10 protein-coding genes are annotated in these 12,503 nt (G+C 64.1%); 8 read left to right on the plus strand and 2 right to left on the minus strand.

What is annotated here, in order from left to right:
* Positions 1 to 54 precede the first annotated feature (54 nt).
* Positions 55 to 996: a LysR family transcriptional regulator gene (locus ACFSCU_RS18235; protein WP_180551888.1), complete on the minus strand. Its 942-nt coding sequence runs from the start codon at positions 994 to 996 to the stop codon at positions 55 to 57.
* A 145-nt stretch (positions 997 to 1,141) separates the two neighbouring features.
* Between ACFSCU_RS18235 and ACFSCU_RS18240 the strand changes: the two genes are divergently transcribed.
* The 3 genes from ACFSCU_RS18240 (at position 1,142) to ACFSCU_RS18250 (ending at position 4,385) form a co-directional block, all read left to right on the plus strand.
* A complete protein-coding gene (locus tag ACFSCU_RS18240) occupies positions 1,142 to 2,533 on the plus strand; it encodes a GntP family permease (protein WP_311234592.1) in 1,392 nt (463 codons plus the stop codon).
* A gap of 25 nt (positions 2,534 to 2,558) precedes the next feature.
* Positions 2,559 to 3,374, plus strand: a complete 816-nt coding sequence (locus ACFSCU_RS18245; RefSeq protein WP_180551553.1) for an enoyl-CoA hydratase/isomerase family protein — start codon at positions 2,559 to 2,561, stop codon at positions 3,372 to 3,374.
* A gap of 132 nt (positions 3,375 to 3,506) precedes the next feature.
* Complete coding sequence (locus tag ACFSCU_RS18250) at positions 3,507 to 4,385, plus strand: NAD(P)-dependent oxidoreductase (RefSeq protein WP_180551552.1); 879 nt, start codon at positions 3,507 to 3,509, stop codon at positions 4,383 to 4,385.
* Positions 4,386 to 4,462: 77 nt separating this feature from the next.
* On the opposite strand, the gene ACFSCU_RS18255 is transcribed toward ACFSCU_RS18250, so the two are convergent.
* Positions 4,463 to 5,362: a LysR family transcriptional regulator gene (locus ACFSCU_RS18255; protein ID WP_180551551.1), complete on the minus strand. Its 900-nt coding sequence runs from the start codon at positions 5,360 to 5,362 to the stop codon at positions 4,463 to 4,465.
* A 103-nt stretch (positions 5,363 to 5,465) separates the two neighbouring features.
* On the opposite strand from ACFSCU_RS18255, the gene ACFSCU_RS18260 reads away from it, so the two are divergent.
* The 5 genes from ACFSCU_RS18260 (at position 5,466) to ACFSCU_RS18280 (ending at position 12,382) form a co-directional block, all read left to right on the plus strand.
* The gene (locus ACFSCU_RS18260) at positions 5,466 to 6,626 is read left to right on the plus strand and encodes an acyl-CoA dehydrogenase family protein (protein WP_180551550.1); all 1,161 of its coding nucleotides are present in this window, start codon (positions 5,466 to 5,468) and stop codon (positions 6,624 to 6,626) included.
* An 8-nt stretch (positions 6,627 to 6,634) separates the two neighbouring features.
* Positions 6,635 to 8,683 carry a 3-hydroxyacyl-CoA dehydrogenase NAD-binding domain-containing protein gene (locus ACFSCU_RS18265; RefSeq protein ID WP_311234593.1) on the plus strand — a complete coding sequence of 683 codons (2,049 nt, stop codon included), beginning with the start codon at positions 6,635 to 6,637 and terminating at the stop codon, positions 8,681 to 8,683.
* Between the two features lie 13 nt (positions 8,684 to 8,696).
* Complete coding sequence (pcaF, locus tag ACFSCU_RS18270) at positions 8,697 to 9,905, plus strand: 3-oxoadipyl-CoA thiolase (protein WP_377561322.1); 1,209 nt, start codon at positions 8,697 to 8,699, stop codon at positions 9,903 to 9,905.
* A gap of 105 nt (positions 9,906 to 10,010) precedes the next feature.
* Complete coding sequence (locus tag ACFSCU_RS18275; protein ID WP_180551549.1) at positions 10,011 to 11,684, plus strand: electron transfer flavoprotein-ubiquinone oxidoreductase; 1,674 nt, start codon at positions 10,011 to 10,013, stop codon at positions 11,682 to 11,684.
* Between the two features lie 41 nt (positions 11,685 to 11,725).
* Entirely contained in the window at positions 11,726 to 12,382 is a 657-nt protein-coding gene (locus ACFSCU_RS18280; RefSeq protein WP_311234595.1) for a gamma-glutamylcyclotransferase, read from the plus strand.
* The last annotated feature ends 121 nt before the right edge of the window (positions 12,383 to 12,503 follow it).

The raw sequence follows: 12,503 nt of genomic DNA on the forward strand, positions 1-12,503 counted from the left end.
AAAATAAGGGTGCACCTATGCACAACGATGACAATTTGATTGCGCATTCTGCGATCAGCTCGGGCGGCGGAACAGATCCGGATGCTGCTCGATCAGTTGGCGAATGTGGTCCCAGACAAAGCGGTAGCGCCTGATCTTCAGCAGATCTTCTGGCGCGGCAATCCACAGGCCACGCGTCATCAGCGGCTGGTCGGGAAAAACGCACACAAGGTCGTTGCCCTGGCGCGCGACATACGGCGTCAGCAGGACAAGGCCCAGGCCCGCCGCCGCTGCTGTGCGTTGAGCCAGGACGCTGGTGGTAGAAAAGCTGCGACGCGCGTTGGGCGTCAACTCTTGCAGGATCCGGTAGCGATCGCTGACCGATCCGTCGTGGATGTAGTCCACGAACTCTTGGTGGACCACGTCACCAAGTTCCCGGATGGGTGGGTGCGAGGTCCGGTAGCCGGGTGAGCAATACAGGAAGTAGTCCACCTGCGCCAGCCTTGCGACCTTGTAGCGACCCGCTTCCGGGGGCTCCAGGGTCACCAGAATCTCGACCTCCCGGGTCACGAGGCTGGGGAACTGGGGTTGTGCCATCAACTCGATGTGCAGCCCAGGGTGCTGATCACGCAACCGCGCCAAGCTGGGCGCGAGGACGTGGATGCCGAAGGCCTCGGGCGTTCCCACCCGCACCGTGCCTTCGATGACTTCCGCCTGGCCCAGGCTCTGCTCAACCGCTTCGAGCAGGGCAGCCTCCATCTTCTCGGCATTTGGAATCAGCCTTCGACCGGCGTCGGTGAGCGTGTAGCCGCTGCGGCGACGGTCGAACAACACCGCGCCCAGCTTCTCTTCCAGACGGTCGATGCGGCGCGAGACCGTGGAGTGCTCGATACCCAACCTCTCTCCGGCCAAAGAAATCGTGCCCAGGCGGGCCACCATCAAGAAGACTCTTAGGTCATTCCATTCCGGAAGCTGTTTCATAGGCTTATTGTGCATCAGTGCACAACAAGGGTGCAATCGTTTTCTTTCGCGAAGCAATGGTGCACCAGATAATTTAAAAGCCTTCAGCGAATATTTGCTCGTAGGTGCTCGGCGACTAACGCCACGCTCGGCTTCTAATTATTTGCCGCAGCCGTAGAAATAATAGGCATTGGAGACAAATATGTCATTCGTTGTGGTGCTGTGCGCCCTGGTATTTTTGATGCTCGCCGCATACCGCGGCTACAGTGTCATATTGGCGGCGCCGATTGCGGCACTCGGTGCCGTTATTTTTTTCGAGCCATCCGCCGTCGCACCGGTATTCGCCGGCGTCTTCATGGAGAAAATGGCGGGCTTTCTCAAACTGTACTTCCCGGTTTTCATGCTGGGGGCGGTGTTTGGCAAAGCGATCGAGTTGTCGGGGTTCGCGGAATCGATTGTGGCGACCGCGATCCGCTACTTTGGCCGCTCCAGAGCCAATCTCATCATCGTCTCGGTCTGCGCACTGCTGACCTATGGCGGCGTATCGGTGTTCGTCGTCGTGTTCGCGGTGTATCCGTTTGCGGCTGAACTCTATCGGCAAAGCAATATTCCCAAGCGCTTGATGCCCGGGGCGATTGCCCTGGGCGCCTTTTCGTTCACGATGGACTCGTTGCCCGGCACGCCGCAGATCCAAAACATCATTCCGACGACCTTCTTCAACACCACCTCATGGGCGGCACCGGTGCTTGGCGTGCTGGGCGCCTTGTTCCTGGCCGTGACTGGCCTGGCGTATCTGGAGTGGCGCCGCCGCGTAGCGGCCAGGAACGGCGAGGGCTATGGTTCCGATCACACCAATGAGCCGCAGCAACTGGCAGGGAAGCAGCTCCCATCGCCGCTGTTGGCCGTGCTCCCGCTGCTCGTGGTGGGGATCGGTAACTTCTGGCTGACGAAAGCGATCCCCCAGTGGTACGGCGCACTCCACAGCGTCAGCCTTCCGGGGCTGGCCAAGCCCGTGGAAACCCAAATCGCCGGCTTGACGGCAGTCTGGGCGGTGCAAGGAGCGCTGCTGCTGGGCATTCTTGTCGTGTTGGCTACTGCGTTCTCTGCGGTGAAGCAGCGTTTTGCCGAGGGCAGCAAGGCTGCCGTGGGCGGGGCGATGCTGGCATCCATGAACACCGCATCCGAATATGGCTTCGGCGGGGTCATCGCCGCGCTGCCCGGCTTCCTGGTCATCCGGGACGCTCTGCACAGCGTGCCGGACCCGTTGCTGAATGCGGCAGTCTCCGTGAGCACGCTGGCGGGCATTACAGGCTCGGCGTCGGGCGGCATGAGCATCGCGCTGGCGGCCATGTCGGAGAACCTGATCGCTGCGGCCAACGCCGCCCATATTCCGATGGAGGTGCTGCACCGCGTTGTGGCCATGGCCAGCGGCGGTATGGACACCTTGCCGCACAACGGCGCGGTCATCACCTTGCTTGCGGTTACGGGGCTCACGCACCGGCAAGCCTACAAGGACATCTTTGCAATCACGCTGATCAAGACCTTGGCAGCCCTGTTCGTGATTGCCGTTTTCTATCTCACCGGCCTCGTCTGACCCTCTCACTACCTTGGAGCTGAACATGACCCAGAGCAACCGTTATCAAGGCTATGAAGCCATCGAGTTCGATCGTCCGCTGGAGGGTGTACTGCGCCTGACCTTGAACAAGCCCGAGCGCATGAACGCCCTCGATTCGCGCGGCCATGCCGAACTTGCCGATGTTTGGCGCGAAATCGATACCGACCCGGACGTCAGTGTTGTCGTGCTGCGCGGCGCAGGGCGCGCCTTCTCCGCGGGCGGCGACTTCACCATGCTCAAGGAGATGACGGACGATTTCAACGTGCGTGCCAGGGTGTGGCGAGAGTCGCGCGACCTGGTCTACAACATCATCAACTGCTCGAAGCCCATCGTCTCGGCCATCCATGGCCCGGCAGTCGGTGCGGGTCTGGTGGCAGCCCTACTGGCCGATATTTCCATCGCGGCCAAGACGGCGCGCATCGTGGACGGCCACACCAAGCTGGGCGTTGCGCCGGGCGACCACGCGGCCATCGTTTGGCCGCTGCTGTGTGGCATGGCCAAGGCCAAGTACCACCTGATGCTGTGCGAACCCCTGAACGGCGAGCAGGCCGAGGCGCTGGGGCTGGTGTCTCTTTCCGTCGAAGACGACGCCCTGCAGGAGAAGGCTCTGGAGGTGGCGCAGAAGCTGGCGAACGGCGCGCCCGCAGCGCTGCGCTGGACCAAGTACGCGCTGAACAACTGGTTGCGCCAGGCAGGTCCGATCTTCGACACCTCGCTGGCACTGGAGTTCATGGGGTTTGGCGGCCCCGAGGCGCAGGAGGGTCTCGCCGCCTTGCTGGAGAAGCGCGCGCCGAAGTTCTCGCAGCGTACCCCTGTCTGAGCATTCGGGCCGTGTGCCCGAATGGCAGATCCCAAGAAATCATGACGCCGTGGTGGCGTCAGGCGCCTTCGTGGCAGGCCCGGCCCACGGGAAAGGGTGCGCCTGAGCCGCCGCAGCGAAGGAGACATGCACATGAAACTCAAGACCGTAGCATTCATCGGTGTCGGCAATATGGGCGCGCCTATGGCCCGCTGTGCCCGGCGTGCCGGCTTCGATTTGATCGTTTGCGATCGCAACCAGGCCGTGCTCGAGGCGTTCGCTCAGGAGGGTGCGACGGTCACTACTGACGTCGCTGCCTGTGCAGGCGCGGATGCGGTGGTCGTACTCCTGGCCAATGATGCGCAGATCATGGAAGCCGTGTTGGGCGAGCGCGGCCTGGTGCAGGCGATTGCGCCCGGGCAGCGTCCCATTGTCTGCATGATGAGTACTACCTTGCCGGATACCTTGCAGGCGCTGAAGGGCCCGATCGAAGCCGCCGGTGCGCGCCTGATCGATGCGCCGATCAGTGGTGGCATTGTGGGAGCAGAGCAGGGCACGCTCACCATCATGTTGGGAGGCGACGCCGCCGACGTGCAGGCCGTCATGCCCCTGATGGAGGCCATGGGCGAACGCATTTTCCATTGCGGCGCGCTGGGCGCGGCGGAGGTGGTCAAGGTGATCAACAACATGCTGTGCGTGACCAACATGTTCCTCACCGCCGAGGCCATCGAGCTCGCGCAGCGGCATGGCGTGAGCTTCGAGGGGCTCTCACCGATCCTGGCCGTGAGCACTGGGCTGAATTTTCTCACCGCCGATGCCCAAACGGGCAGGGCGCAGTACCGCGCATGGGCGCGCTCGGAGGAGGCCTATACCGCCATCTACAACGTGGTCAGCAAAGACTTGCACCTTGCGTTGAAGCTGGCGGATCTCGCGCAACTAGATCTGGGGCTGCTCAAGGGCGTCTCGCAGTACGTGGATTCTGCCGACCCTCAGGCTATGGGGCGCTGGATGCGCAGCGGCCAGGTCAACTGAGACGCGGCGTTGTCGGGTTGCCAGTTCAGTCCAGATCAAAGGTACTGGAGATGTCTAGAGCGAACTCCGGCGCAACCCTATGTTGCCCAAGACCTTGCCTTCTGGACGACAAAGTCGATGAGCGTGCGGGTCGCAACGGTTTGATAGGCGCCGGGCATGCGAAGCAGGAACATGCGGGTACCGAATACGCTCAGGCGCCAATCGGACAAAGCGGTGACCATGCGTCCCTCGGCTACATCCTGGCGGACGACATAGTCGGGGACGAGACCGACGCCCAGACTGGCGAGGATGGCTTCGCGAAGGAACTGGAAGTTTTCCGATGCCAGGGTGGGGTGCAGCGTGAGTTCGCGCCGTTCCTCACCTTCTTGATAGGCCGAGACTCTCAGGTTGCGCCCTGCCACAGCCGACGTGATCAGGGGAACATTGCCGAGTTCCTCCAGCCGCTCTGGCATCGCGTGCCCGCGGGCGTAGTCGATCGATGCGCAGGTGACGTAGCGCACCTGGGCCAGCTCGATGGCCACCATCTGTTGCGGAGGCTCCGACATGACGCGCACCGCGATGTCCACTTCGTCGCGCAGGAGATCGTCGACGCGGTTGTCGAACAGCAGATCGAGATCGATGTCGGGATAGAGGCGCTTGAACTCGATCAGCCAACTGGACATCACCATGTGCCCGAATCCGGTGGGCAAGCTGAGCCGAACCGCGCCATGCAGGCCTTTACCGAACACGGCCACCGACTCCTTGGCGGCGAGCACTTCATTGCGAATGACACACCCGTGGTGGTAGAGGCGCTGGCCGATGTCCGTGAGCTCCACGCGCCGCGTCGTGCGCCGCATCAGCTGCATCCCGACCGACCTTTCAAGCTGGGTCAGGTGATAACTGATATTGGCCCGGCTCATCTTCATGTTGCGCGCGGCCAGGCTGAGATTCCCCGCTTCCACGATGTCGACGAAGAGTGTGAGTGCGTGGGCGTCCATGGATCCTATATGTCGAAATTTTTGAACAGAATGTTCATTTTCTTTCTAATTGTCAAGTTCATTCGATCATTAAACAATCCTGCCCATTCAAAGGAGATTCCCCATGGCGCTTGATCAAGAAACCTTCCAACTGCTGAAAGACAGCGTTCAACGCTTTGTCCGCGAGCGGCTGGTGCCCGCCGAAAACCATCTCGAAGAGCACGACGAAGTACCGGCCGACATCGTGGCCGACATGAAAGAGCTTGGCCTGTTCGGCATCTCGATTCCTGAGGAGTACGGCGGCGTTGGCCTGTCGATGGCACAGGAGTGCGAGGTGGCCTATGAACTCGGCCAGACGGCGCTCGCTTTCCGCTCGGTGGCGGGGACGAACATCGGCATCGGCTCGCAAGGCATCCTGATGGATGGCACGCCCGAACAGAAGGCCGAGTACCTGCCGCGCATCGCCAGCGGCGAATTGATCATCTCCTTCGCGCTCACGGAACCCGATGCGGGGTCGGATGCTGCCTCGCTGAAGACCAAGGCCGTGGCGGACGGCAGCGACTACCTGATTAGCGGCACCAAGCGCTTCATCACCAATGCGCCGCGCGCAGGTGCCTTCACGCTGATGGCGCGCACCGGCGGCTCGGGCGCGGGCGGCATCTCGGCCTTCATCGTCCCCGCCGGCCTGCCAGGTCTGACGCTTGGCAAGTCCGACAAGAAAATGGGACAGAAAGGCACGCGCACCTGCGACGTCAACCTCGATAACGTGCGAGTTCCCGCCGCCAGCATCATCGGCGGCGAAGCAGGCAAGGGCTTCAAGACGGCAATGAAGGTGCTCGACCGTGGCCGCTTGCACATCTCGGCGCTGGCCTGCGGCATGGCGCAGCGCATCCTGCGGGAGAGTGTGGCCTACGCGCAGCAGCGCAAGCAGTTCGGCCAGCGCATCGGCGACTTCCAATTGGTTCAGGCCATGCTGGCCGATAGCCAGGCCGAGTTGCTGGCCGGCTGGGCGTTGGTGCGCGAAACCGCCCAGCGCTACGACGCCAAGCCCTTTGGGGTCACCGATCCGGAAGTGAGCATGCGCGCCTCGTGCACCAAGATGTTCACGACCGAGATGGTGGGCCGCGTGGCCGACCGTGGCGTGCAGATCCACGGCGGCTCGGGCTACATCAACGAGTTTCCGGTCGAGCGCTTCTACCGCGACGTGCGCCTGCTGCGCCTGTACGAAGGCACCACGCAGATCCAGCAACTGGTCATCGGCAAGCAGCTGATGAAGGCCGAGTGAGGTTGCCCATGCTCGACATACGCAACGGCATCGCCGTCATCGCCCTGGACAACCCGCCCGTCAACAGTCTGGGCCACGCATTGCGCGAACGCATCGTGCAGCACCTCGACGCCGCGGAGGCCGACTCCGCCGTGCGAGGCATTGTGCTGACCGGTAGCGAGAAGGCATTCTCGGCCGGTGCGGACGTAACCGAGTTCGGCACGCCGCGCCAGTTGCAGGAGCCCATCCTCCGCACAGTTATCGCCCGTCTCGAGGCGAGCAGCAAGCCCGTCGTGGCCGCGATCTCCGGCGTTGCCTTGGGCGGTGGCTTGGAACTGGCGCTGGGCTGCCATGGGCGTATCGCACAGGAAAAGGCCCGAATCGGGCTTCCCGAGATCACGCTGGGCCTGATCCCCGGCTCTGGCGCAACGCAGCGGCTGCCTCGCCTCGTAGGCATTGCCGCCGCCCATGCGCTGATGTCCGGCGGTCAGCCCCAGGGCGCTCGACAACTCGCCACGTCGGGCCTTTTCGACGACGTGGTGGCCGGCGATGTCATTGGCGCAGCCGCTGCGCGCGCGACGGCGCTCGCGGAAAAGGGCGCTCCCTATCCGCGGGCTCGGGATGGCGAACTCGATGCTGCGGAGGTGCAGTCCACGGTGGCTGCGCAGCGGGCGAAGCTCACCGCCCGTCAGAAGCTGCAGCCGGCTTATGGCGCGCTGCTCGACGCGCTGGCTGCGTCGACGCTGCCGTTCGACGCAGGCCTGCAGAAGGAGCGCGAACTGTTTCTGGCCCTTGTGCCCACGACTGCCGCCCAGGCGCTGCGATACCAGTTCAAGGTCGAGCGGGAAGCCACCAAGCTGCCGCAGGCGTTTCAGGCTCCTGCGCGCGAGGTGCGTTCCATTGCCGTGATCGGGGCTGGCACCATGGGCTCGGGCATCGCCATCTCGGCGCTCGACGCGGGCTTGGCCGTGCTGTTGCTTGAGCAGGACGGAGCTGCGCTGGAACGAGGGCGGCAACGCATCACGGACCACTACCGTGAGCGCGTCGCTGCAGGCAAGCTCTCGGCCGATGCCGCGTCGTCCAATGAGGCACGCCTTCAGACCAGCCTCGAATGGGAACGTCTGCAGCAGGTCGACCTGGTGATCGAGGCGGTCTTCGAAGACATGGCCGTCAAGCAGGAGGTCTTTCGCAAGATCGACGCCCATGCGCGGCGGGGTGCCGTCTTGGCGACGAACACCTCCTACCTCAACATCGACCCGATTGCTGCGGCCACTTTGCGGCCACAGGATGTGCTGGGGCTGCATTTCTTCAGCCCGGCCAACGTGATGAAGCTGCTGGAGGTGGTGCGCGGCGCAAAGACCGCCCCTGATGTGCTGGCCACCGGCATGGCGCTCGGTGCCACCCTCAAAAAGATGCCCGTGCTGACCGGCAATGCCTTCGGCTTCATCGGCAACCGCATCTACAACGCCTACCGCCGCCAGTGCGAGTTCATGCTCGAGGACGGAGCCTGGCCTGAGGATGTGGACAACGCGCTGACCGGGCTGGGCTTTGCGATGGGACCGTTCGCTGTGGCCGATCTCTCCGGCCTCGACATTGCCTGGCGCATGCGCAAGGCGCAGGCGGCGACGCGTGATTCGCGCGAACGCTACGTGTCCATTCTGGATCAGCTGTGCGAGGCTGGGCGCCTGGGGCGCAAGACAGGTGCGGGCTACTACGCCTATGTAGACGGCAAGCAAGAGAAGACCACCGATGCGGCTGTCCGCGATATGGTCCAGCAGGCGAGCGCGCAGCGCGGCATCACCCGGCGCAGGCTCGCACCTGAAGAGATCCAACGCCGGGCTCTACTCGCCATGGTCAACGAGGCCGCCTTGCTGTTCGCCGAAGGAGTGGCGTCCCGCCCCAGCGACATCGACGTAGTGCTGGTGCAAGGCTATGGCTTTCCTCGCTGGGAGGGCGGCCCGGTGTTCTGGGCGCGCCAGCAGGATCGCGACCAGCTCGAGAACGATCTCCAGCGTCTCGCGGAGGAGGCCGGCTTCGGCTTCACCCTGGGCGACCTCGACCCGCTGCTTTCAACCTGATTCAAAGATCATCATGAACACTTCAGAAGCCTTCATCTGCGACGCCGTGCGCACCCCCTTCGGCCGCTACGGCGGCGCCCTGGCCGGCGTGCGCACCGACGACCTCGGCGCCGTGCCCATCAAGGCGCTGATGGAACGCAACCCCAACGTGGACTGGACCGCCGTGGCCGACGTGCTCTACGGCTGCGCCAACCAGGCCGGCGAGGACAACCGCAACGTGGCGCGCATGTCGTCGTTGCTGGCCGGCCTGCCCATCGACGTGCCCGGCGCCACCATCAACCGCCTGTGCGGCTCGGGCCTGGATGCCGTGGGCTCGGCCGCGCGCGCCATCAAGGCCGGCGAGGCCCGCTTGATGATCGCCGGCGGCGTGGAAAGCATGAGCCGCGCCCCCTTCGTCATGCCCAAGGCCGAAACCGCCTTCAGCCGCAACAACGCCGTGTACGACACCACCATCGGCTGGCGCTTCGTCAACAGGCTGATGAAGGCCCAGTTCGGCGTGGACTCCATGCCCGAGACCGCCGAGAACGTGGCCGACGACTTCAAGATCGAGCGCGCAGCCCAAGACCGCATGGCCCTGGCCTCGCAGCAAAAGGCCGCCGCAGCCATTGCCGCCGGCCACCTGGCGAAAGAGATCGTGCCCGTGTCCATCGCGCAGAAGAAGGGCGACCCCATCGTCGTGAGCCAGGACGAGCACCCCCGCGCCACTACGCAGGAGGCGCTGGCCAAGCTCAAGGGCGTGGTGCGGCCTGACGGCAGCGTCACCGCCGGCAACGCCAGCGGCGTGAACGACGGCGCCTGCGCCCTGCTGCTGGCCAATGAAGAGGCCGCCAAGCAGTATGGCCTCACGCCGCGCGCCCGCGTGGTCGGCATGGCCACCGCCGGCGTGGCGCCGCGCATCATGGGCTTCGGTCCCGCGCCCGCCGTGCGCAAGGTGCTGGAGCTGACCGGCCTGACGCTGGCCCAGATGGACGTGATCGAGCTGAACGAAGCCTTTGCCGCCCAGGGCCTGGCCGTGCTGCGCGACCTGGGCATCGCCGACGACGACCGGCGCGTCAACCAGTGGGGCGGCGCGATTGCGCTGGGCCACCCGCTGGGCGCCTCGGGCGCACGCCTGGCCACCACCGCCGTGAACCAGCTGCACACGCTGGGCGGCCGCTACGCGCTGTGCACCATGTGTATTGGTGTGGGGCAGGGTATCGCTGTCATTCTCGAAAAAGTCTGACGTTCCAAGCCAATCGATCACCGCGTTGTCCGGCGCGGTGGGCCGCTTTTCCGGACGGGGAGCAGTGGCATAGCCAGAAATACAGTCAATGGAGACTACCCACCCATGAGCCCTGAGGACATTCATAGTACCTACGGCCCGCGTGAAGCGATGGAGTACGACGTGGTTGTCGTTGGCGGCGGCCCGGCGGGCCTCGCCACCGCTATCCGGCTCAAGCAGCTCAAGCCCGACGCCAGTGTCGTTGTGCTGGAGAAGGGCTCAGAGCCCGGCGCCCACATTTTGTCAGGCGCGGTGATGGACCCGCGCGCGATGGAGGAGCTGTTCCCGAACTGGAAGGAGCTGGGCGCCCCGCTGGGTCAGCCCGTCGCCGGCGACGACGTGCTCTTCCTCAGCGCGACGGGCAGCTCGCGCACGCCCGACTGGCTGGTGCCGCGCAACTTCCACAACCATGGCTGCTACGTCATCAGCCTGTCCGACGTCACCAAGTGGATGGCCCAGCAGGCCGAGAGCCTGGGCGTCGAGATCTTCCCGGGCTTCGCCGCCGCCGAGGTGCTCTACGATGAGCAGGGCCGCGTGAAGGGCGTGGCCACCGGCAACATGGGACTGGGCAAGGACGGCGAACCAACCGACCACTTCCAGCTCGGCATGGAGCTGCTGGGCAAGTACACCGTCTTCGCCGAGGGCGCGCGCGGCCATCTCGGTAAGCAGTTGCTTGCCAAGTACAAGCTGACCGAAGGCAAGGACGTGCAGACCTTCGCCATCGGCATCAAGGAGCTGTGGGAGGTCCCCGCCGACAATGCCCAGCCCGGCAAGGTCGTGCACACGGCCGGCTGGCCGATGGAGAGCGACACCTTCGGTGGCGGCTTCCTCTACCACCTCGAGGGCAGCCGGGTCACGATGGGTTTCGTCATCGGGTTGGACTACGCCAACCCCTACATCAGCCCCTTCGAGGAAATGCAGCGCTGGAAGACCCACCCGGCCATCGCCGCCCACATCGAAGGCGGCAAGCGCATCGGCTACGGCGCCCGCGCCATCAACAACGGCACGCCGCAGGCCCTGCCCAAAACGGTCTTCCCTGGTGGCTGCCTGGTCGGCTGCGATGCCGGCTATTTGAACGCGGCCCGCATCAAGGGCAGCCATGCCGCCATCAAGAGCGGCATGCTGGCCGCCGAGGCGCTGGCCCCTGCGCTGGAGGCTGGCCGCGCGCAGGACGAGCTGACGGCCTATCCGGAAGCCTTCGAAAAGAGCTGGCTGAACGAAGAGCTTCAGCAGACCCGCAACTTCAAGCTCTGGTTCAAAAAGGGCAAGACCACCGGCCAGTTGATGACCGGCATTGAGCAGTGGCTGCTGCCCAAGCTGGGCGTCAAGAGCCCGCCATGGACGCTGCACAACCACAAGGCCGACCACAACGCGCTGCGTCCGGCGAGTGAGTTCTCGCCGATCAGCTACCCCAAGCCCGACGGCAGGCTGAGCTTCGACAGGCTGTCGTCGGTGTTCATCAGCAACACCAACCACGAGGAAAATCAGCCGGCCCACCTGACGCTGAAGAATGCGGCGGTGCCGGTGCAGGTCAACCTCGCGAAGTTCGCCGGGCCCGAGAGCCGCTACTGCCCGGCCGGCGTCTACGAGTTCGTGACGAACGACGACAACAGCGAGCGCCTGCAGATCAACGCGCAGAACTGCGTGCACTGCAAGACCTGCGACATCAAGGACCCGACGCAGAACATCGTCTGGGTCACCCCGGAGGGCGGCGGCGGGCCGAACTACGCCGGGATGTAGGCGCCGCCCGTGTCCAACCACATGAGGTAACCTTTTCGCCGATGAACATCTTGACACGCGAGCACCTTCTCGACGGAAGCTATCTGGCCCGCTTGGCGTTGCCGGCAGACTTTTCCTGGTCTGAGGAAGATGTCAATCGTTCCCTGGCGCAAGCGCTTGAAGGCAGGCCATCCGACATGATCTGGGTGTTCGCCTACGGCTCGTTGATGTGGAATCCAATGCTGGAGCTGGCGGACAAATCACCGGCTGTGCTCGACGGATGGCATCGCAGCTTCAGCGTGCGCTCGATCTCAGGCCGCGGCACGCTAGAGCACCCAGGCCGTGTGCTGGCTTTGGAAGCAGGTGGACAAGTACAGGGGGTTGCCTTGCGCATCCGCCCAGAAGTTGTCGACACCGAAATGCGGCTCCTATGGCTGCGCGAGATGGCCGGGGGCGCCTACTTGCCGAGCTGGGTTCCCGTTGTGCTTGCTAGTGGCGATAGTGTCGAGGCCCTGGCCTTCGTGGGTAACCCTGCTCACCCACAGCATGAAACGGATGTATCTGTGGAAACGGTTACCCGATTGGTTGCCAAGGCGGCAGGCCGCTTTGGCTCGAACGCCGACTATGTTCTTGCACTTCACCAAGCGCTGATCGAGCTTGGCCTTGAGGATGAGTACATCAAAGCCATTGCAGGCGGCTTGCAGAGCCAATCACGCTAGATCGGCGCATCCAAAGTGTGTTTGACCCTCTGCACCCCTTTGCTGCGAGCCCGGTGTCTGCCCAGGAATACCCTGTAGGCATCCCGAGGCATCCCGAGGCATCCCGAGGCATCCCGAGGCA

The sequence above is a fragment of the Ottowia beijingensis genome, from assembly GCF_042680925.1.
GTDB classification, from domain to species: Bacteria; Pseudomonadota; Gammaproteobacteria; order Burkholderiales; family Burkholderiaceae_C; genus Ottowia; species Ottowia beijingensis.